Source organism: Chryseobacterium sp. CT-SW4 (assembly GCF_048572715.1).
Classification (GTDB): domain Bacteria; phylum Bacteroidota; class Bacteroidia; order Flavobacteriales; family Weeksellaceae; genus Chryseobacterium.
In genome coordinates, this window is record NZ_CP183840.1 from 1421227 (window position 1) to 1441487 (window position 20261).

Annotated in this window: 22 protein-coding genes; 16 read left to right on the forward strand and 6 right to left on the reverse strand. The window is 37.2% G+C overall.

Annotated elements, in window-relative coordinates; translation table 11 throughout:
- Nucleotides 1–70: 70 nt before the first annotated feature.
- Nucleotides 71–457: a DoxX family protein gene (locus tag ABJ974_RS06350; RefSeq protein WP_419870545.1), complete on the forward strand. Its 387-nt coding sequence runs from the start codon at nucleotides 71–73 to the stop codon at nucleotides 455–457.
- Between the two features lie 171 nt (nucleotides 458–628).
- Nucleotides 629–2260, forward strand: a complete 1632-nt coding sequence (locus tag ABJ974_RS06355) for an NADP-dependent glyceraldehyde-3-phosphate dehydrogenase (RefSeq protein ID WP_419870546.1) — start codon at nucleotides 629–631, stop codon at nucleotides 2258–2260.
- Between the two features lie 57 nt (nucleotides 2261–2317).
- Here ABJ974_RS06355 and ABJ974_RS06360 read toward each other — a convergent pair whose 3' ends face one another.
- Nucleotides 2318–2881, reverse strand: a complete 564-nt coding sequence (locus tag ABJ974_RS06360; RefSeq protein WP_419870547.1) for a YdcF family protein — start codon at nucleotides 2879–2881, stop codon at nucleotides 2318–2320.
- A gap of 14 nt (nucleotides 2882–2895) precedes the next feature.
- Nucleotides 2896–4437, reverse strand: coding sequence for a S41 family peptidase (locus ABJ974_RS06365; RefSeq protein ID WP_419870548.1), 1542 nt, complete (start codon nucleotides 4435–4437; stop codon nucleotides 2896–2898).
- Between the two features lie 173 nt (nucleotides 4438–4610).
- On the opposite strand from ABJ974_RS06365, the gene ABJ974_RS06370 reads away from it, so the two are divergent.
- Nucleotides 4611–5705, forward strand: coding sequence for an MBL fold metallo-hydrolase (locus tag ABJ974_RS06370; RefSeq protein ID WP_419870549.1), 1095 nt, complete (start codon nucleotides 4611–4613; stop codon nucleotides 5703–5705).
- On the opposite strand, the gene ABJ974_RS06375 is transcribed toward ABJ974_RS06370, so the two are convergent.
- Nucleotides 5702–5989, reverse strand: a complete 288-nt coding sequence (locus ABJ974_RS06375; RefSeq protein ID WP_419870550.1) for a GNAT family N-acetyltransferase — start codon at nucleotides 5987–5989, stop codon at nucleotides 5702–5704. The genes ABJ974_RS06370 and ABJ974_RS06375 overlap by 4 nt on opposite strands.
- 159 nt (nucleotides 5990–6148) lie before the next feature.
- Nucleotides 6149–7420: a hemolysin family protein gene (locus ABJ974_RS06380; RefSeq protein ID WP_419870551.1), complete on the reverse strand. Its 1272-nt coding sequence runs from the start codon at nucleotides 7418–7420 to the stop codon at nucleotides 6149–6151.
- A 159-nt stretch (nucleotides 7421–7579) separates the two neighbouring features.
- Between ABJ974_RS06380 and ABJ974_RS06385 the strand changes: the two genes are divergently transcribed.
- On the forward strand, nucleotides 7580–8005 hold the full coding sequence (locus ABJ974_RS06385; RefSeq protein ID WP_419870552.1) for a hypothetical protein: 426 nt from the start codon (nucleotides 7580–7582) through the stop codon (nucleotides 8003–8005).
- Nucleotides 8006–8120: 115 nt separating this feature from the next.
- Here the strand turns inward: ABJ974_RS06385 and ABJ974_RS06390 are convergent, their stop codons facing one another.
- Entirely contained in the window at nucleotides 8121–10340 is a 2220-nt protein-coding gene (locus ABJ974_RS06390; protein WP_419870553.1) for an NADP-dependent isocitrate dehydrogenase, read from the reverse strand.
- Between the two features lie 177 nt (nucleotides 10341–10517).
- Nucleotides 10518–10994 carry a Dps family protein gene (locus ABJ974_RS06395; protein WP_419870554.1) on the reverse strand — a complete coding sequence of 159 codons (477 nt, stop codon included), beginning with the start codon at nucleotides 10992–10994 and terminating at the stop codon, nucleotides 10518–10520.
- A gap of 267 nt (nucleotides 10995–11261) precedes the next feature.
- Here ABJ974_RS06395 and tpx point away from each other — a divergent pair, with 267 nt between their 5' ends.
- From tpx to ABJ974_RS06455, 12 genes are all read left to right on the forward strand, one after another.
- Nucleotides 11262–11759 carry a thiol peroxidase gene (tpx, locus tag ABJ974_RS06400; RefSeq protein ID WP_419870555.1) on the forward strand — a complete coding sequence of 166 codons (498 nt, stop codon included), beginning with the start codon at nucleotides 11262–11264 and terminating at the stop codon, nucleotides 11757–11759.
- 80 nt (nucleotides 11760–11839) lie between these two features.
- A complete protein-coding gene (locus ABJ974_RS06405; RefSeq protein WP_419870556.1) occupies nucleotides 11840–12244 on the forward strand; it encodes a glyoxalase superfamily protein in 405 nt (134 codons plus the stop codon).
- A gap of 27 nt (nucleotides 12245–12271) precedes the next feature.
- Nucleotides 12272–13483: a DUF763 domain-containing protein gene (locus tag ABJ974_RS06410; RefSeq protein WP_419870557.1), complete on the forward strand. Its 1212-nt coding sequence runs from the start codon at nucleotides 12272–12274 to the stop codon at nucleotides 13481–13483.
- A gap of 15 nt (nucleotides 13484–13498) precedes the next feature.
- Entirely contained in the window at nucleotides 13499–14092 is a 594-nt protein-coding gene (locus tag ABJ974_RS06415) for a Crp/Fnr family transcriptional regulator (protein WP_419870558.1), read from the forward strand.
- Nucleotides 14093–14177: 85 nt separating this feature from the next.
- Nucleotides 14178–14609 carry a VOC family protein gene (locus ABJ974_RS06420; RefSeq protein WP_419870559.1) on the forward strand — a complete coding sequence of 144 codons (432 nt, stop codon included), beginning with the start codon at nucleotides 14178–14180 and terminating at the stop codon, nucleotides 14607–14609.
- A gap of 81 nt (nucleotides 14610–14690) precedes the next feature.
- Nucleotides 14691–15104 carry an SRPBCC family protein gene (locus ABJ974_RS06425; protein ID WP_419870560.1) on the forward strand — a complete coding sequence of 138 codons (414 nt, stop codon included), beginning with the start codon at nucleotides 14691–14693 and terminating at the stop codon, nucleotides 15102–15104.
- A gap of 35 nt (nucleotides 15105–15139) precedes the next feature.
- Nucleotides 15140–15394, forward strand: coding sequence for a helix-hairpin-helix domain-containing protein (locus tag ABJ974_RS06430; protein WP_419870561.1), 255 nt, complete (start codon nucleotides 15140–15142; stop codon nucleotides 15392–15394).
- Between the two features lie 29 nt (nucleotides 15395–15423).
- On the forward strand, nucleotides 15424–16290 hold the full coding sequence (locus ABJ974_RS06435; RefSeq protein WP_419870562.1) for a VOC family protein: 867 nt from the start codon (nucleotides 15424–15426) through the stop codon (nucleotides 16288–16290).
- A gap of 46 nt (nucleotides 16291–16336) precedes the next feature.
- Complete coding sequence (locus ABJ974_RS06440) at nucleotides 16337–17170, forward strand: SDR family oxidoreductase (RefSeq protein ID WP_419870563.1); 834 nt, start codon at nucleotides 16337–16339, stop codon at nucleotides 17168–17170.
- A gap of 35 nt (nucleotides 17171–17205) precedes the next feature.
- Complete coding sequence (locus ABJ974_RS06445; RefSeq protein ID WP_419870564.1) at nucleotides 17206–17646, forward strand: SRPBCC family protein; 441 nt, start codon at nucleotides 17206–17208, stop codon at nucleotides 17644–17646.
- A complete protein-coding gene (locus ABJ974_RS06450; protein WP_419870565.1) occupies nucleotides 17643–18101 on the forward strand; it encodes a DoxX family protein in 459 nt (152 codons plus the stop codon). The genes ABJ974_RS06445 and ABJ974_RS06450 overlap by 4 nt, the downstream gene beginning before the upstream one ends.
- 144 nt (nucleotides 18102–18245) lie before the next feature.
- The gene (locus tag ABJ974_RS06455; protein ID WP_419870566.1) at nucleotides 18246–20249 is read left to right on the forward strand and encodes a S9 family peptidase; all 2004 of its coding nucleotides are present in this window, start codon (nucleotides 18246–18248) and stop codon (nucleotides 20247–20249) included.
- Nucleotides 20250–20261 lie beyond the last annotated feature (12 nt).

A 20261-nucleotide genomic window follows, 5' to 3' on the forward strand; every position in this document is an offset into this window, starting at 1 on the left:
ATAGGTTAGGCTTGCCGGTTTATTTACATTATTGGAATCATTATTGATTTTATTATTAAAAAATAATATTATGAAATCACAAACCATTAAGAAAATAGCCAAATACGGGTTAGGAGCCATGCTTATATTAGCAGGAACAGGACACCTGACTTTTGCCAGAAAAAAATTTAGAGCGCAGGTTCCAGATTGGGTTCCGCTGAAAAAAGATGATACGGTTGTCTATTCAGGGATAGCGGAAATAGCATTAGGTACGGCAGTAATTGCAGCACCGAAGAAATATGAATCTTTAACAGGTAAAATAGCAGCCGCTTTTTTTACTGCCGTTTTTCCCGGAAATTATGCCCAGTACAAAAATAGAAAAAATAGTTTTGGACTTGATACAGATGGAAAGAGATTGGCAAGACTATTCATGCAGCCGCTACTTATTTTCTGGGCACTTAAATCCACTAAAAGATAGGATCTTTTATAAAAGCAATAGGAGCATAACTCAGCATAAGCTGAGTTTTTATTTTCAAATAGAATAAATCTATTAATCGGCTATTCTTAAAACGGATGATATCCTTTACCTTTAATAGAGCAAAAGTCCGTACCGGACTTTTATAATTCAATGATAAAAAAATAAACATTTATGGATTCAATACAAAACAGTCCCTCATTTCATGAAATTTTTAAAAGTGAAAACCAAATCCCCGATGAATTTAAAGTAGAAGAAATTCATCAAAGGGTATACCTGCTCAATGGAGAATTGGTAGAATGGAAAGGAGAGGTGACGAATATTTATTCACCGGTTTGCATTCCTACGGAAAACGGCCTGGAAAGAAAATTGCTGGGAAGCATTCCCAATATCGGTCCTGAAGAAGCAATGCATGTGCTGGACGCCTGTGTTAAGGCATATGATAACGGATTGGGTGAATGGCCTACAATGTCTGTGGAAGGGCGTATAAAATGTATGCAGAAATTTGTGTACTTAATGATCCAGCAAAGGGATCTTGTAATTAAGCTGCTGATGTGGGAGATCGGAAAAACATTGGCAGATTCTACCAAGGAGTTCGACCGTACGGTAGATTATATCAACCAGACGATTGATGCTTTAAAAGATCTGGACCGCGAGTCTTCCCGTTTTCAGCAGGCGGAAGGAACCATTGCCCAGATAAGACGTGCTCCGCTGGGGGTGGTTCTCAGTATGGGACCTTTCAATTATCCTCTTAATGAAATCTTCACGACATTGATTCCTGCTCTGATCATGGGAAACACTATTTTATTCAAGCTTCCCAAACATGGAGTCTTGGCCCATTATCCTTTATTGAATGCATTTAAGGAAGCCTTTCCGAAAGGAACTGTTAATACACTTTACGGTAAAGGTTCCGAAATTATTACCCCGATTATGGAAAGCGGAAAAGTGAATGTGCTGGCTTTCATTGGTTCCAGTAAAGTAGCAAATGGACTGAAAAAACTCCATCCTAAAGTGAACCGACTTCGTGCTATTCTAAGTCTTGATGCTAAAAATGCGGCTATTGTCACTAAACATGCCAACCTCGATGTAGCAGTAAGTGAATGTATACTGGGGTCGTTATCTTTTAACGGTCAGCGTTGTACGGCCCTTAAGCTTATATTTGTTCAGAAGGATGTAGCAGAAGAGTTTACCAGAAAATTAAGCGAAGCGGTGTCTGCACTGAAACCTGGCTTACCTTGGGAAAAAGATGTAAAAATAACACCGCTGCCTGAAATCAATAAACCTCCTTACCTCCAGGAATGTATAGAAGATGCTTTAGTTAAAGGAGCGCAGGTTTTAAATAAAGACGGAGGATATAATGAAGCTTCTTTTGTGTTTCCGGCAGTAGTTTACCCGGTTAACAATGAGATGAAACTGTATCATGAAGAACAATTTGGTCCGGTAATTCCTGTGGTCCCTTTTGAAAATATAGACGAACCTATCGATTATCAGGTGAATGCATCCCACGGAATGCAGGTAAGCATTTTCAGTGAAGATCCTGAGGAAGTGGCTAAATTGATCGATCCGTTCGTTAATCTGGTGAGCCGTGTGAATATCAATTGTCAGGCACAGCGGGGTCCGGATGTATTTCCGTTTACCGGAAGAAAGGACAGCGCAGAAGGAACATTATCCGTGTTTGATGCCTTACGTTCCTTTTCGATCCGTTCCCTGGTAGCTGCTAAAGTAACAGATTCCAATAAAGAACTGTTGAATACCATTGTAAGAGATCACGATTCCAATTTTTTAAGTACGGATTATATATTTTAATAAAATAATAAATTAAATTGATGAGGAGTTCGGGCGGGCTGAAAGCCCGCCCGAACTTTATTGTATATAATAAGCCGGAAACTCCCTTATAATAGAATAGAGATCCCTTATTTCGAAATAATGCGGACTTACACTGCTCACATTTGAAAATCCTCTTTCTTTAAATAATTTTTTAGTTCGGCTTACATGGAAATATTGAGAAACGACAATAATGCTGTTAAAACCCAGATCTTTTCTCATAGCTAATGTATGATCAACGGTAGCTTGGGTGTTATTTCCGTAATTATCAACGATGATAAGAGAATCGGGAACCCCTTTGTATAAAAGATAATCTTTCATTATATCACCCTCATAAAAACCTTCTTTACCTAATCCGCCGCTTACGATGATCTTTTTTACCCTTTGGTGTTTGTAGAGCTCAAACGCTGTGTTTAATCTTGCTTCCAGCCTTTTGGACAGGCTGCCGTCTTCATTTACTTTGTTCCCGGGAATAACAGCGATATCAGCCTTTTGTAGGGTGTCGGTCAGGCCATCGTTAATGATGTATAAAGAATGAATCAGAAACCATCCTGTTATAAAGAATACAGTATATTTAAAAATTTGGAGGAAGATTTTGAGCATACGTAATATTACAATTATTCCGGTATACTTTCAGCTTTTTCCTTCGCAATTTCATGTTGTACCCATTCCAGCTGGGGATCCTTTTTTTCAATAATATCTTCGATGGTTTCTTTAATTTTTACATCCGGAATAACTCCCCGCTGAGTATGGGTAAAATTAATATTGGGCTGCACAAGGAGAAGACCTATGGGCAGCTTTATTTTGGAGTGAGGTAATTGCTGATAGGAATAAAATCCTGCTACCGTTCCATCATTGGCACCACCGGTTTCCTCACCTACAAGGACCACGCGTTTGTCATTTTTAAGTTTTGAGGTGATAATGGAAGAAGCGGAAAAACTTCCTCCGTTAATCAATACGAATACTTTTCCATGGAAAGCATCTTTTTGGGGGTTAGTAGGCTTTGCAGCTTTCATTCTGTAATATACCTTTCCGTCCTTTTTATAAGTGCTGAACGTCTGTGCAAAAACATAGCTGGGGTATATAATGCTCTTAAATGCATACTGAAAAGGATTACTTTTCCTGAAATAATTGGTTCTCAGAGGTGTAAGCTTGGATGTTATCTGTGAAGGTTTGATCAGGATAAAAGGTTCAGGAGCTAAGTAAGAATATAAATTGTTGATTTCATATAAAGACCCTCCGTAGTTATTTCTTACGTCAATAATCAGGTAGGAGGAACCGGCTTTTTTTATTTTACCGAAAGCTTCTTTATAGAACTTATCCGAATAGCTACGGGAGAAGCTTTTAATTTTTATATAAGCCACAGAGCTGTCCTGGCTCAGGAATTTAAAATTCCTGTTATAAGAGTCATTGATGGCTACATAATCATTTATTCTTTTTTCAGGATTAGGTTTCGTAAGTTCTTTATCTTTCTGAATTTCCGAAGAGGTCTTGTTTTCCCTTTTCAAAGTATAGGTGGCTTTTTGATCATGATATAAGGTTTCAATTTTTACACTGTCCGAAAGTCCTTTTTCTGCTGTATAAAAATTAAAAAACATGTCCTTCATGAAATAAGGCTGGAAGGTAGTATTAAAGCCATCACTCGTAATTAGGTGATTGTATTTACGGATATAGTCGGAGACAGGTACATCATTAATAGATAAGATCTGGGTTCCCGGTTTGATGTGTTCTATGGAATCTTTGTTTTCTGTGATGTACAGGCGGTCTTCCTCCACATAATATTCAAAGCGTCCGAATAGGGCCTTTCTGTTTTTAAGTGACCTCAGTTCTTTGTTTGTATACTTTTTTCTGGGTATTTTTAAAGCTAAATGACCTTCATGGATATCTGCAATAACAGGCTGAAGCTTAAAATAAAACTGAAGAGGGGTAAGAGGTCGGTCGATGGTACTTTTTACACTGTCGAACTTACGGTCCAATTCCCTTTTAGATATATACCAATACAGCTGCGGGTGCAGTTCCTGGATTTTTGAATAAGCATAGTCCACATCCTCTTTCAGTTCCTCAGGTGAAAGAAAAGATACTGTTTGCTCATTATGTTTCCTAACGGATGCACATGAAGCAAGGACAATCATAAATAAAATGAGAGAGTAATTTTTCAACAATTTGAGTTTTTAAATTGCAAATTTATAAAGTTTAGAATTATGATGTTATTAAAAACATACTAAAATTTGCAAAAACATGGTAATATTAGTTAAAATAGGAGAAGGTAAGGATGCAGATTTTTATTTCAGTATAAAAGTTAATACATTTGACGCTGTTTTATAAAAGACAAATGATTTACCCGATAATAATTATACTCGTCCTCGTCTTCGCATATTACCTATTTACAGGAAGAGAGGTGTTCGGAGCAGAGCCTAAAGGAAAAAGGCTGGAACGCATGAAAAAATCCGTACATTATAAAAATAAACAATTCCAGAACCTGAGTCCTACACCTTCTATTGCAGAAGGGTATAGCATGCCAAAGGTAATGTATGATTTCTTTTTTGCTAAAAAAGATCCTCTTTTGAAGCCTCACAGAAGCATTCCTTCTGTGCATACTGACCTTAAAAATATCCCCAAAGAAGAAGATGTTTTCATCTGGCTCGGACATTCATCTTATTATATTCAGACGGATGGGGTTTCCTTTTTAATTGATCCTGTTTTAAGCTCTTATGGCTCTCCGGTAAAGTTTTTTAACAAAGCTTTTATCGGATCCGATATTTTTAAACCGGAAGATATTCCGCATTTGGACTATCTCGTTATTACCCATGATCATTATGACCATCTGGATTATCCTACCGTAAAGTCGATAAGATCTAAAGTGGACAAGGTTATCCTCCCTTTGGGTGTGGGTGCTCACCTCGAAAAATGGGGGTATAAGGAAAATCAGTTAATAGAAGAAGAGTGGGGTGCAGAAGTACTTTTAAAAAATAATATTAAAATAACCTATACTCCGGCCCGGCATTTTTCGGGACGTAAGTTCAGCAGAAACGGGACACTCTGGACCTCTTACGTGCTGGAAACCCCAAGTAAAAAGATATTTTTGGGAGGAGACAGCGGATATGACTCACATTTTAAAATGATAGGAGATACCTATGGTCCTTTTGATTATGCCATCATAGAAAACGGACAGTACAATCCGGCATGGAAATATATTCATGCTTTACCGGAAGATGTTGTACAGGCCAGCATTGACGTAAATGCCAAAAACATTATTCCTGTTCATTCATCCAAATTTGCACTGGCTCTTCATGCCTGGAATGAACCCCTGAAAAAAATTACCCAGCTGGGAAAACAGAAGGATCTTACCGTCCTTACTCCCATGATCGGTGAACCTGTGGATTTAAACAGCTCGGACCATAAGTTTCAGGTGTGGTGGGAAGATTAAGTGTGCCATATTCCTTTGTATCTTTTCGGGTGATTTTCGAATTGCTGTCTTACAAAATCGCATTCGGGATCTACCAGAAGATCCTTTTCTTCGGCATAGCGGACAAGCTCGTCCAGTAACATTTTGGCAAAGCCGTGACCTTCACGTTCCTTATCCAGCTTGGTGTAGTAAACGGAAAGTAATCTTCCGTCTACCTCTATGGACATATAACCTACTTTCTTTTCATTAATCAATAGCTGCAATTCATCCTGATAAGGGGATATTCTGAATTTTATATTTTCCATAATAATGAGATTTGGGTTGAACTGATGTTTTTAAATGAGAATAATCTCTATTTAAAATTACAAATTAAAATAATATAACCTGCTGACAGGTAGTAATATTAACATAATTTATGGTGTTTTAAATAGATAGTCAAGCTTTTTCAAAATCAGTTAATTTTCCTAATCCCTTGTAGCAAGGATTTTATCAATTCTATTTCCGTCTTTGTCTACAATTTCCATTGTAAGATTTCCTGTTTTTATTTTATCTCCTGTTTTAGGAATGGAATCTGACTGGTCAAGAAATAGACCCGAAATACTGATGAATTTTTTTTCAACTTCTTCATCAATATCGATTTTGAAATATTTTTTAAAATCATGAATGGAACAATCACCATCTATGAGCCAGGAGTTTTCGTCTCTTTGGATAATTTCCGGATCTTCTTCAAAACCTTCCGGGAAACGGCCTACGAGGTCATCTAATATGTCATTGAGGGTAATAATACCTTTAGTGGTACCGTATTCATCAATGATAACAGCGATATGGGACCTGTTGTTCTGAAAGCTTTCCATTAAAGGGTAGATATAAGAATTCTCTCCCACAAAAACCACTTTTTTAAGATGCTCCCTTATATTGAAGTTCTCATGGTCCAGGTGAAAAAGATCCTTCATTTTTACAATTCCGATAATTTTATCCAGGTTATTGTCTTCTGTAACGGGGTATGTGGAAAATGAGCAGCTTTTTATTTTTTCTTTTACGGTTTCATAATCGTCATCCGCGTCCAGATAAATGATCTTGGACCGGTAAGTAGCCAGGGAGTTCACACGGCGGTCTCCCAGTTCAAAAACGTTTTTCAGTACATCATGTTCCTTTTCTTCAATGATACCGCCTTCTTTACCTTCCAGTATAATGGATTTTATCTCCTCTTCAGTTACAATTTCCTTTTCATCATCTTTAATTCCCAGAATTTTTAAGACTGCAATATTGCTTACGGTCAGAAGCCAGACAAACGGAGAAGCTAAAACAGAAAGCCAGTACATCGGCCTTGCAATCAGTATGGATATTTTTTCAGGAAATTTTAAGCCCAGCCTTTTAGGTACTAATTCTCCGAAAACTATGGATAAAAAAGTAATGAGAAGCACAATGACAAAAGATGCGATTCCTTTGGAATAGTGAGCAAGCATCGGGTATTCGGAAATATAGGCAGCCAGATCATGAGTGAGTCTGTCTCCTGAATAAATACCTAGAAGTATTCCGATGAGCGTAATTCCGATCTGAACGGTAGAAAGAAACTTATTGGGATTTTCTGAAAGCTGCACTGCTGTCTTTGCATTGGAATTTCCTTTTTGTTCTTCATTTTTAAGCTTGAATTTCTTTGAAGAAACCAATGCCATTTCTGACATTGAAAAAATTCCGTTCAGTAAAATAAGTAAAACGATAATAAATATCTCCATATTGAGAATTAATGTCTTGGTGATTCATGATAAATTTAAAAATTATTTTCAATATTTTCAATCAGTTATATAGATTTTAACAAAGATTGGCATTTATCATTTGGAAATTGGCATTTTAATTGACCTTACGTTTACAGTTAAACTTTAAATAAAATGGAAATGAAGAAGATATTAGTAACTGCCTTATTTTTAGGTATGTTTGGTTTGGGATATGCTCAATCCGATTATTATAATGATTACAGAAGAAGTATTACCGATTTAAACTGGCAGACGGTAGCCGTGGAATTGGTGTTGACAACGTCACAAAAAAATCAGTTATATGCGCTTAATGAGAGATACAGTGATTACAATTCGTGGGAGAAGAAATATTCTAAAAATCCCGATTACTGGAGAACCGACAGATATGCGGAAATAGAAAAAATCCTGGGTAAGGAAAAGTATAAGCAATTTAAAAATAAATACTACCAGGGACAAAATCCTACGGCTGTTTATAACAGAAATAAAAACAATGATGTAAAATCAAAGCAAAAGATTTCTAAAAAACAGCAGTCTAAATCCAATAATGGTAATGCTCACAGACATTAAACTCAATTTTAACTATAAATTTTTTTCAAAAGAGAATGACTGGTTATTGGATCAGTCATTCTTGCAAAAAAAAAGCCTCTCGATCGAGAGGCTTTTTTCAGTATAATGTGATGGATTAAATTCCGTCAATAATAGCATTTAATGTAGCACTTGGTCTCATTGCTGCAAAGGTTTTGGCTTCATCAGCTTTGTAGTAACCGTCAATATTTTGAGGTTTGCCCTGAGCTCCGATGAGTTCTTCATTAATCTTAGCTTCATTTTGCTGCATGTTTTCAGCAATCGGCTTGAACTTTTCAGCAATTTCAGCATTGGCAGTTTGGTTGGCTAAGGCTTCTGCCCAATACATGGCCAGATAGAAGTGAGAACCTCTGTTATCGATTTGTCCTACTTTTCTCGCAGGTGATTTATCAGTGGCTAAGAATTTGGCATTCGCTTCATCTAATGCATCTGCTAACACCTGGGATTTAGTATTTCCCTGGGTTTGTGCCAAATGTTCCAAAGAAGCCTGTAATGCAAGGAATTCTCCTAAAGAATCCCATCTCAGATATCCTTCTTCAAGGAATTGTTCAATATGTTTTGGAGCAGAACCACCGGCTCCTGTTTCAAATAAACCACCTCCGTTCATTAATGGAACGATGGAAAGCATTTTAGCAGAAGTTCCCAGTTCAAGAATAGGGAAAAGGTCAGTTAAGTAATCTCTTAACACATTTCCTGATACGGAGATGGTATCTTTTCCTTCTCTGGCTCTTTTTAAAGTTTCAGTCATGGCATCTTTTACGTCAAGAATTCTGATGTCAAGCCCTGTAGTATCGTGATCTTTAAGATATTTTTCTACCTTTTTGATGATTTCTCTGTCATGAGCTCTTCCCTTATCCAGCCAGAAAATAGCAGGAGTGTCGGAAAGTCTTGATCTGTTTACTGCCAATTTTACCCAGTCCTGGATAGGAGCATCTTTAGTCTGGCACATTCTGAAGATATCGCTTTTTTCTACTTTTTGAGAAAGAAGAACATTTCCTGCCTCGTCCTGAACTTCAATAGTTCCGTCCGCAGCAGCCTGGAAAGTTTTATCATGAGAACCATATTCTTCAGCTTTCTGAGCCATTAATCCTACATTTGGAACAGAACCCATAGTCGTAGGATCCAATTTTCCATGAGCTTTCATATCGTCGATCACAGCCTGATAGAAACCTGCATATGAACGATCCGGGATGATTGCTACGGTATCTTCTTCTTTACCTTCTTTATTCCACATTTTACCTCCGCCTCTTACTAAAGCAGCCATGGAAGCATCCACGATAATGTCGGAAGGAACGTGGAAGTTGGTAATTCCTTTATCAGAGTTTACCATTGCCACTCTTGGCCCGTCAGCAAGTGCCTTTTCAATATCAGCTTTGATATCGGCTTCCTGGGCATTTCCTTTGATTTTTTCAAAAAGATCGGCAAGACCGTTGTTGGGGTTAATATCTAAAGATTTGAATGTATCGGCATATTTAGTGAATACATCTTTAAAGAAAGTCTCCACAATAGCACCGAAGATGATAGGATCAGAGATCTTCATCATGGTAGCCTTCAGGTGAGCGGAAAGAAGTACGTTTCTGTTTTTAGCTTCGTCAATGGCTTGCTGAACAAAAGTCTTTAATGAGGCAAGGTTCATTACTGAAGAATCAATAACTTCACCGGCCTGAAGAGGTGCAAAATCTTTCAATACATTTTCAGAACCGTCATTTCCTTTAAAAACAATTCTGTATTGGGTAGCATTTTCCAGAGTTGTTGAAGTTTCGGTACCGTAGAAGTCACCGGAATTCATGTGAGCAACATCTGTTTTGCTGTCAGAAGCCCAGTCACCCATTCTGTGAGGATTGGCTTTTGCATAGTTTTTAACAGCTTTTGGAGCACGTCTGTCAGAGTTCCCCTCTCTTAATACCGGGTTTACTGCACTACCTAATACTTTGGCGTATTTAGCTTTAATAGCTTTCTCCTCATCATTTTTTGGTTCAGCAGGATAATTGGGAACTGCAAATCCTTTTCCCTGTAATTCTGCAATTGCTGCATCCAACTGAGGAACAGAAGCAGAAATATTAGGTAATTTGATGATATTGGCATCCGGTGTAGTGGCCAGTTGTCCCAGCTCAGCCAGTGCATCACCTATTTTTTGGTCATCCTTTAAAAACTCAGGGAAGTTTGCTAAAATTCTTCCTGCTAAAGAAATATCTGGAACTGCAATTTCAATATCTGCAGATTTTGTAAAAGCTTTTACAATAGGTAAAAAAGAGTGAGTAGCCAGCATTGGAGCCTCATCTGTTAATGTGTAGTAAATTTTTGATTTTTCTGACATTATACTGTTATTTATTATTTAAGATTTAAGTTTCACAAATTTAGTCATTTTTTAAAACTCCGAATAGTTTTTACCTGAATAAATATCGGAATTTCTGCTGTTTTCCTCCTTTAAATCCAAAAAAAGACCGCTCTTTAGAGGAGCGGCTTTTTTATTTTTACAAAATGGATTCCTTCATTATTTTAAATGAGATCTTAGCATCCATGCTGTTTTTTCGTGTTGTTCCATTAAAGTGGTCAGAAAATCAGAAGTACCGTAGTCATATTCAAATTTTTCATTGATCTTGTCAATGCTTCCTCTTAAACTCATGATAATGGTCTCATGATCGGAAAGAAGATCTTTAATATAGCTTAAACTGTTGTTTTTATTCTCTCTCTTTTCGGAAAGATGGGTAAGCTCAAGATATTCTTTCATAGTTGCCGGTGCATAATGTCCGATTTTACGGATTCTTTCCGCTACTTCATCAATTACGTCTTCCAATTCCGTATACAATTGTTCAAAATAAACATGTACCGTATGGAAATCCGGACCTTCAACATTCCAGTGAGCATTTCGTGTTTTTAAATAAAGTAAGAATTCATCTGCTAAAAGAGGTTCTAAAATTTCTGCGATACCTTCTGTTTGTTTTGGATCAATTCCGATTTGTGCTTTCATATATTTAAATTTATTGTGTTAATTCTTTTTATAAGACACCATTAATTCATCAAACCACAGACCAATACAGCTGTTTTATTTTTGCTAAAATATATTGTAACCATTAAAATAAACTATTTAAAATTACAGATTTTTTATAATATTTTTCTTATATTTTAGAGAATGAATGAAGTTAAATTTATGATATATTTAACCTTTTAAAAACAGACTTTCGATTGATATTTTTTATTTTTGGATAGATAAAAAATTAATAGATAAACTTAAATTATGGCAACGATCACATTAAAAGGAAACGAAATACATACATTGGGGAACTTACCATCCGTAGGGACTACTATCAAAGAATTTGCATTGGTGGACTCCAATCTGAATGTAAAGACACTTCCGGATTTTGAAGGAAAGAAAAAAGTGTTCAATATTTTTCCGAGTATTGATACCGGAGTTTGTGCAGCATCTGCAAGAAAATTCAATGAAGAAGCTTCTTCATTAGATAATACCGTAGTCATCAATGTATCGAAAGATCTTCCTTTTGCCCTTGGGAGGTTCTGTGCGGCTGAAGGATTGAATAATGTGGAAACACTTTCGGATTTCAGAGGAAGTTTCGGAGACGACTATGAAGTAACCATAACGGATTCCCCTATGAAAGGGCTGTTGAGCAGGGCGGTAATCGTTACTGATGAAAATGATAAAGTCGTATATGCAGAGCAGGTACCGGAAATTGCCCAGGAACCTGATTACACAGCCGCGATAGCAGCTTTGAAATAAATAAAAATAACATAATTTATACTGGCCTTGTGGAATTTCATTTTTTCACAAGGTTTTTTTGACATTTAGAACTAAAACTTATGAAAGCTGATCAGATTATTCCGGTTCTCAGGATTTTTGATTATCAGAAAGCCCTGGAATTTTACAGGGACTGGCTGGGATTCGAAGTCATATGGGAGCATCATTTCGCAGAAAATACGCCGGTTTATATGGAGATAAAAAAGGAAAATATTATTTTTCATCTCAGTGAACATCATGGAGACGGAACTCCGGGAAGCCGTATTTTTATATGGGGAGAAGGCATTGTGGGTTACTACAAAAAGCTGACAGAAAAGCCGTATAAGTATAACAATCCGGCTCTGGAAAAAGCTTTTTATGATGCCGTATGCTTTCAGGTGTATGATCCATTTGGAAACGTTATAATTTTTAACGAAAAGTATGATGAAATTGAACATAAAGATCTTGAATTTTATTCAATTCATTAACTTTGAAAAATATTTAACCTTAATCCTATGAAACGCTCAGGAACTGCCGATCTGCCTTTACACTATGGAAAAGTACCGCCATGGCTGTATGAGCGTATGTCCGCATTAGGCTTGTCTATTATTGAGGTTATTGTGATGGATTACGGAAAAGATGAGGTGTTGCGGAGATTGGCAGATCCTTTCTGGTTTCAGAGTTTTGGGGCGGTCATGGGAATGGATTGGCATTCTTCGGGGATTACCACATCCGTAATGGGTGCATTAAAAAGGTCTATTAATCCTAATTCCAAATCTCTCGGAATTTATATCTGTGGAGGAAAAGGGAAATTTTCCCGGGAAACCCCTTCGGAACTTATTCAGATTGCAGATAAGACCGGCCTTGATGGGAATGAGCTTGTAAGAGCCAGTAAGCTTTCTGCGAAGGTGGATAATACGGCTATTCAGGATGGTTATCAGCTTTACCTGCATAATTTTATTTTAGCGGATAATGGTAGCTGGAGCGTTGTACAGCAGGGGATGCATGAATCCGATCATACGGCAAGACGTTATCACTGGCATTCTGAAAATATAAAATCCTTTGTGGAAGAGCCCCATACCGGGATAAACGGGATTTCAAGAGGTAAAATTCTTAATCTTACAGATGCTGATGCTTCAGAGAACAGAAAGGGAATTCTCGATATTTCCCATACCGATTCTGCACAGATCATGAGTGATTTTTCAAGGCTTATTTTACCGGCCCACCATGATGTCCAGGCTTCTGATGTAGATCTTAAACGATTGGGTGCTCTTCTGTATGTAACGAGAGAGCAGCAGCCTCAGAATTTTGAAGATCTATTGATGCTGGAAGGGGTAGGACCACGAACCATGCAGTCGCTGGCACTTGTAAGTGAAGTCATTCACGGTGCTCCATCAAGGTTTAAAGATCCGGCCCGTTTCTCCTTTGCTCACGGAGGTAAGGACGGACATCCTTTTCCTGTTCCTACAAAAGTATATGATGAAAGTATTCTTATTCTTAAAAGAGGAATTGAAAAGTCGAAGCTGGGGAATTCCGATAAGCTTAAAACACTCAATAAACTCCATAAAATTGTAGAAGATACAGAGAAGAATTTCACTCCGGATTTTGATATTCAGCAGGTCATCGAAGAAGAAAGGCAAAATTCATGGAGATTTGGAGGGAAAACGGTTTTTGGAGATGCTCAGAAGCCCGATAAACCTAAGTCTATTCAACTGTCTTTATTTTAAAATAAATATCCATATATGAACTATAACCAATCACTGAAAATATCTTATGACTTTCCCTTTTTTACGGATGAAGAACTTCTGGAAATATTTCAGGCTCATGAAAAGGTGAATTTTAATAAAGGTGATTTTATTTTGAAAGAGGGAAAAGTTGCGAATGATTATTACATTATGGAGAAAGGGCTGATGCGTTCTTTCGTTAATGATTTTAACGGGAATGAAGTGACCACCGATTTTTTCGTGGAAAATGAAATTGTCATTGAAGTCTCTTCTATTTTTCAGCGGATTCCAAGCCAGGAAAATATTGTATGTATATCGGATTGTGAATGCTGGAAAATGGATTTCAATGTATTTGAGGATCTTTTTCATAAATTACCTAATCTAAGGGAATGGGGCCGGGCGTGGATGTCTCAGCAGCTTTTTGTTTCCAAGCAGCGTTCGGTAGAAATGTTTACCCTTTCGGCTACCAAACGATATCTCAATCTTCTTGAACAAAAACCTAAAGTGGTACAGTTTGCTCCCCTTAAGCAAATCGCTTCCTATTTAGGCGTTACCGATACTTCTTTAAGCCGGATAAGAAAAGAATTGGTTTCTCATCCCCATAAAACGTAAAAGTTGTCTTATGGCAAGTAGGTTTTAAGATAGTCAGGCTAATTTTGAATAAATTATTTAAGATAACTTATAAATCAGAGAAATCATGACTAAATTAAATCCATACCTCAATTTTGATGGTCAGGCAGAAGAAGCTTTCACTTTTTACAAATCCGTATTTGGCGGTGAGTTTCTTGGTGAAATTTACAGAATGGGAAATGCTCCCGGAACCGAAAATTTATCGGAAGAGGAAAAGAACAGGGTAATGCATATTGCATTGCCGGTAGGAAATGATCTGCTGATGGCGTCGGATATTGTATCTTCATTCGGACAGAGCCTTACCGTAGGAAATAATAATTATGTTTCCATTTTTCCTGAATCCAGAGAGGAAGCGGAACGTATTTTTAACGGACTTTCCGCAGGAGGAGATATTGAAATGCCTTTGGAAGATCAGTTCTGGGGTGATTATTTCGGAAGTTTTAAAGATAAATACGGAACTCACTGGATGATCAATTATAATGCGGAATACACAAAATAATCTTATATTTAACTCAATTTAGGAGGGTAACTATTTTATTGGTTACCCTTACTTTTAAACCAATCACTAAAAAATATAAGTATGGATCCGATCAAAATTGACATTACGATTTTAGCCCCTGTGGAAAAAGTTTGGGATTATTTTATTACCCCAAGACATATTATGAAATGGAATTTTGCCCATGAAACCTGGCAGTGCCCGAGCTCAGAAAATGATTTCCGGGTGGGAGGGAAATTTAAAAACAGGATGGAAGCAAAAGATAAAAGCTTTGGATTTGATTTTGAAGGAACTTACGATGAGATTATTCCTCATGCCCACATCAAATATCATTTGGAAGACGGAAGGAAAGTAGATGTAATCTTTGATAAGATTGATAATAATACGACCAAAGTAACGGAGATTTTCGATCCCGAAAAGCAGAACTCCGTAGAAATGCAAAGAGAAGGATGGTATTCCATTCTCAATAATTTTCATAAATATGTAGAGAAAAATTAAACTTTTTTTACACAACGATGATCAATTTAGTAATAATGGCAAAATCCCTCAGTTCCATTTATGCGGTCAGTCATGTTGTAAATGGAAACTTTCTGAAAGGCATCATTGCTATGCCGGCCAGAAGATCACTGGAAAAAGAGAAAATAGATTCACTGGATAAGCTTTCATGCTATTCGGAGGAAGAAATCATGAATCTCCATGGCTTTGGGAAAAATACGATGGAGAAGCTTAAAAATTATATGAGAGAACATCAGGTATCCTTTATAGAGAACAATAAGCCGGGCTTTTAAAATTACAACATCCTTAAAAATCGAATATTATGAATAACGATATATTTCCATGTCTTTGGTACGATGGAAACGCTAAACAATCGGCTGACTTCTACTGTCAGGTATTTAACGGGAAAATTACGGCAGATACACCAGTGGTCCTGAATATTGACCTTTTCGGACAAAAGATAATGCTTCTTAATGGTGGTCCTCAGTTTGAGAAAAATGCCTCCATATCTTTCATGGTGATCTGTGAAACAGAAGATGAAGTGCAAAAATACTGGGATCAGCTCCTGGAAGGCGGGATGGCTTTAATGCCTCTTGATTCTTATTCATGGAGTAAAAAATACGGCTGGGTCCGTGATCAGTTTGGAGTTACATGGCAGCTTTTTCTGGGTGAGAAATCTGAAGATCAGAAAATAATTCCTACCCTGATGTTTATTCATGAAAACAATGGTAAAGCTATGGAAGCCATGAATCTGTATACCCGGACTTTTCCCAATTCCAGGATTGGAAATATCTTAAAATATAAAGACGGAGGTGAAGGTCATGATATTCCTGAGGATCCTGAAAATGTACAGCATGCCCATTTTGTAATTGATGGTTACAGCCTGTTCTGTATGGATAATTCTTACGATCATCAGTTTGATTTTAATGAAGGGATTTCTATGGTAATAATGACTGACAATCAGGAGCAGACGGATTTATATTGGAATAATCTTACTTCAGACGGAGGAAGGGAAAGTATGTGCGGATGGCTGAAGGACAAATACGGCATAAGCTGGCAGATTGTTCCCAAAAGATTAATTGAGCTGATGAACGATGCGGATGGTGAAAAGGCACAAAAAGTGGTTCAAGCTATGATGAAAATGCAGAAAATTATTATAAAAGATCTGGAAACCGCTTACAATTCTTAATAGGTTTCGGCTTGCTGTTTGATGTACTTTATAAAATTAATTACTTATGAAGACGCAGAACAAGTCAAAATCAAAATCGAAAGTTCCTCAAGAAGGACTTTTTCCTGAGATTATTCGGGAAAATTATGTAGGAAGTCAAAAGCTTACTAATAAAAAGGCGGTGATTTCCGGTGGAGATAGCGGAATAGGGCAGGCAGTAGCAGTACATTTTGCCCGGGAGGGAGCCGATGTAGCTATTATTTATAAAGAAAGTGATAAGGATGCGGAAGAGACCCGAAAGCTAGTAGAAAAGGAAGGCAAAACCTGTATAGTGCTAAAAGGTGATCTCACTGATAAAGCTTTTAGAAAAGAATCTGCTGAAAAAATCAAGGCTGAATGGAAAACCGTAGATATCCTTGTTAATAATGCAGGAATTCATACCTCAAAAGATACCCTTGAAAAAATACCGGATGAACAGATCGAGGAAACTTTTAATACCAATATCATTTCCATGATTTCTTTTACAAGGAATTTTCTTCCTTTAATTAAAAAAGGAGGAAGAATCATTTGTACAACATCCGTTACGGCATACAGGGGAAGTGATCACCTAATAGATTATGCCGCTACTAAGGGAGCGATCTTATCATTCATCCGTTCACTATCCGCTAACCTTGCCGAAAAAAAAATATTAGTAAACGGAATTGCGCCAGGACCTATCTGGACACCATTGGTAAAAGAAACTTTTGATGATCTTTCAACGTTTGGGAAGGATACTCCTTTAAAACGTGCAGGACAGCCTTCCGAAGTGGCTCCGGCCTTTGTTTTCTTAGCATCGGAAGACGCCAGTTTTATTACCGGTGAAGTGATTCATATCAACGGAGGAGACTTTGTTGGAGGTTAATTAAAACAATTAAATAACAATTTAAAAACTGAAATATGGAAACCTTATCGTATGAAAAAGAAATCAATGCTTCCTCCCAGAAAATATGGGATGTATTATGGGGAGCAGAAACCTATAATCAATGGACCAGGTTCTTTAACCCGGATTCTGCCATGAAATCAGATTGGAAAGTAGGTGGGAAAACCTATTTCGTTAACGCTAATGGGGAAGGTATGGTTTCCACGATAGAAAGCCTGAATGAGCCAAATGAAGTGATATTCAAGCATCTTGGATTTGTAAAAGATGGGGTAGAAGATACTCAGAGTAAAGAAGTAGTAGACTGGCAGGGAGCTCATGAAAAATATTTTCTTATTGATTTGGGAGGAAAGACCAAGCTGCATGTTGAGGTGCAGGTAGACAGCGAATGGAAAGACGACATGAATAACGGATTTACCAAAGGTCTGGAAGTGATTAAAAATCTTGCAGAACAGTCATGAAGCTGCTGACTATTCTCTTCGGTACATTTATCCTGGCTTTAATAGGAACGAAAATAGGGCAGGGAAGCTGGAATTTTTTATTTTCAGGAAATCTGGGAATGGCAGTTTTTGTAGTGTTTACAGGGCTTGCTCATTTTAAATTCCAACAAGGAATGGCGATGATGATCCCGGATTTTATCCCTGCCAAAATATTTTGGGTATATGCTACGGGAATTATTGAAATCGCTGCGGGGATTGGCTTATTGATTCCTTCCATTCGTGAGATAACGGCACTTTTGCTTATTATATTTTATATCCTGGTATTTGTAGCTAATATTAATTCTTCAAAAAAGAAGATCAATCTCTTTAAAGCCGATTACTCGGGTCCGGGTATGAGCTATCTTTATAAAGAAAGGCTGCCGATGCAGATCATCCTGATAGCGTGGACCTGGTATTTTGGGATTTATTTAAACTAAACAATCAATTCCTTTGTATCTGGTATGTATTGACTATCAAAAAAATAACTTTTTCTGTAACACTTGAAGTTTTAATGTGTCTAATTATTAAAACCTTTATTTTCATAGAGGTTGTTGAAAATTTATAATCTTAAAACTGAAGTTATGGGTATACGTCTTACAATTCTGGGTACTGCTCAAATCCTACTGTCTACTATGGTAATCAATGCGCAAAGTTCCAATTCAAAACTGCCTGGTGATCCTACATTGCCTTCTTCTAAAGCGAGTCTTGAAAAGCTTATTTCCTATGATCAGGGAAACTTTAAATATAAGGTTGAAGATTATTTTGCCCGGCCAAAAGCTTCTCAGTTTAAGCTTTCTCCTGATGGAAGATATCTTTCTTACAAGGAAAAAGATAAAGACCTTAAGAACCATGTCTATGTTAAAGATCTGCAATCCGGGAAAATCACTAAAGCTCTGGTAGAAAAAAATGATCTGATAAGAGAGTACGGCTGGCTAAACAAAAAACGACTTTTCTACACCCAGGATAGAGGAGGAAATGAGAATCTTCATCTCTATGCTGCGGATATAGACGGAGGTAATCTTAAAGATCTCACTCCCTTTGAAGGAATTACTTTAGGGGCTGTACATCTGATAAAAGATACCGAATTTGTTGTTGTTACAATGAATAAAAATAATAAGCAGATCCATGAGCCGTATCGAATTAATTTCAATACCGGGGAAATAACGCAGCTCTATGAAAATAAAGATGTAAAAAGCCCTATAGACGATTATATATTTGATAAAGACGGCAATTTAAGAGGTTATACCGTTCTGGAAAACGGATTAACCACTAAAACTTATTATAAAGATCAGGCAACCGGGCAATTTAACCTGATTAAATCTACCGATTGGAAAGATACTTTTCGCATCCTAAGATTTAATGATAATTCTAAGAATAAAGATGAAGCCTATGTGGTAAGCGACCTCGATAGTGATAAATCGAGAATCATTCTGTATGATCTGAAAAAGAATGCAATAATTAAAGAGGTGTATTCCAATCCTGTTTATGATGTAAGCTCAATCAGTATTGCCGGAAAAAACAGGAATTATGAACTCGATTATATCGGCTATAACGGCATTAAAAGAGAAACGGTTCCCGTAAGCCAATTTTATAAGGAAGTAGATAACGTACTGAGATCCCGGTTTGGAGATAAGCAGTTCTCTGTTGTTTCCTCCGATGATAATGATAATAAGCTTTTATTTATTGTAGGAAGTGATAAGCTGTACGGAACTTATTATGAATATGACACAAAGACCAAGAAAACAACACTTCTTTACAATCTGATGCCTCAGCTTAAAGAAGAAGATATGGCCGAAATGCGGCCTATCGAATTCAAAAGCAGAGATGGATTGACGATCCATGGGTATATTACATTACCTAAAGAAGCCCTGGAAGGGAAAAAAGTACCGCTGATTGTAAATCCGCACGGAGGTCCGCAGGGAATCAGGGATCAATGGGGATTTAATCCCGAAACTCAATTATTTGCAAGCAGAGGATATGCTACATTGCAGGTGAACTTTAGAATTTCCGGAGGATATGGAAAAGAGTTTCAGAAATCGGGCTATAAGCAGATCGGAAGAAAGGCAATGGATGATGTGGAAGATGGAGTAAAATATGTGATTGAGCAGGGCTGGGTGGATAAAAATAAAGTGGCTATTTATGGAGGCAGCCATGGCGGATATGCTACATTAATGGGACTGATAAAAACACCCGATCTCTATTCCTGTGGAGTGGATTATGTGGGTGTTTCTAATATTTTCACCTTCTTTGATTCCTTTCCCGAATATTGGAAACCTTATAAAGAAATGGTGAAGCAGATCTGGTATGACCTGGATAACCCGGAAGAAGCAAAAATTGCTAAAGAAGTCTCCCCGGTTTATCAGATTGATAAAATCAAAAAACCTTTATTTGTAGTTCAGGGAGCTAATGATCCCCGAGTGAATATTAACGAGTCCGACCAGATTGTAAAAGCAATGCGTGCCAAAGGATTTGAAGTCCCTTATCTTGTGAAATATGACGAAGGTCACGGATTTGGAAAAGAACAGAACAGACTGGAATTATATACCTATATGCTGGGCTTTTTTGCAGAAAATTTTAATAAATAAACTGACAAAAAT

Bases quoted from the DNA above. Each gene is read 5' to 3' on its own strand.
- ABJ974_RS06350 (WP_419870545.1), top strand. From the start codon at position 71: ATGAAATCACAAACCATTAAGAAAATAGCCAAATACGGGTTAGGAGCC.
- ABJ974_RS06355 (WP_419870546.1), top strand. From the start codon at position 629: ATGGATTCAATACAAAACAGTCCCTCATTTCATGAAATTTTTAAAAGT.
- ABJ974_RS06360 (WP_419870547.1), bottom strand. From the start codon at position 2,881: ATGCTCAAAATCTTCCTCCAAATTTTTAAATATACTGTATTCTTTATA.
- ABJ974_RS06370 (WP_419870549.1), top strand. From the start codon at position 4,611: ATGATTTACCCGATAATAATTATACTCGTCCTCGTCTTCGCATATTAC.
- ABJ974_RS06375 (WP_419870550.1), bottom strand. From the start codon at position 5,989: ATGGAAAATATAAAATTCAGAATATCCCCTTATCAGGATGAATTGCAG.
- ABJ974_RS06380 (WP_419870551.1), bottom strand. From the start codon at position 7,420: ATGGAGATATTTATTATCGTTTTACTTATTTTACTGAACGGAATTTTT.
- ABJ974_RS06385 (WP_419870552.1), top strand. From the start codon at position 7,580: ATGAAGAAGATATTAGTAACTGCCTTATTTTTAGGTATGTTTGGTTTG.
- ABJ974_RS06390 (WP_419870553.1), bottom strand. From the start codon at position 10,340: ATGTCAGAAAAATCAAAAATTTACTACACATTAACAGATGAGGCTCCA.
- ABJ974_RS06395 (WP_419870554.1), bottom strand. From the start codon at position 10,994: ATGAAAGCACAAATCGGAATTGATCCAAAACAAACAGAAGGTATCGCA.
- tpx (WP_419870555.1), top strand. From the start codon at position 11,262: ATGGCAACGATCACATTAAAAGGAAACGAAATACATACATTGGGGAAC.
- ABJ974_RS06405 (WP_419870556.1), top strand. From the start codon at position 11,840: ATGAAAGCTGATCAGATTATTCCGGTTCTCAGGATTTTTGATTATCAG.
- ABJ974_RS06410 (WP_419870557.1), top strand. From the start codon at position 12,272: ATGAAACGCTCAGGAACTGCCGATCTGCCTTTACACTATGGAAAAGTA.
- ABJ974_RS06415 (WP_419870558.1), top strand. From the start codon at position 13,499: ATGAACTATAACCAATCACTGAAAATATCTTATGACTTTCCCTTTTTT.
- ABJ974_RS06420 (WP_419870559.1), top strand. From the start codon at position 14,178: ATGACTAAATTAAATCCATACCTCAATTTTGATGGTCAGGCAGAAGAA.
- ABJ974_RS06425 (WP_419870560.1), top strand. From the start codon at position 14,691: ATGGATCCGATCAAAATTGACATTACGATTTTAGCCCCTGTGGAAAAA.
- ABJ974_RS06430 (WP_419870561.1), top strand. From the start codon at position 15,140: ATGGCAAAATCCCTCAGTTCCATTTATGCGGTCAGTCATGTTGTAAAT.
- ABJ974_RS06435 (WP_419870562.1), top strand. From the start codon at position 15,424: ATGAATAACGATATATTTCCATGTCTTTGGTACGATGGAAACGCTAAA.
- ABJ974_RS06440 (WP_419870563.1), top strand. From the start codon at position 16,337: ATGAAGACGCAGAACAAGTCAAAATCAAAATCGAAAGTTCCTCAAGAA.
- ABJ974_RS06445 (WP_419870564.1), top strand. From the start codon at position 17,206: ATGGAAACCTTATCGTATGAAAAAGAAATCAATGCTTCCTCCCAGAAA.
- ABJ974_RS06450 (WP_419870565.1), top strand. From the start codon at position 17,643: ATGAAGCTGCTGACTATTCTCTTCGGTACATTTATCCTGGCTTTAATA.
- ABJ974_RS06455 (WP_419870566.1), top strand. From the start codon at position 18,246: ATGGGTATACGTCTTACAATTCTGGGTACTGCTCAAATCCTACTGTCT.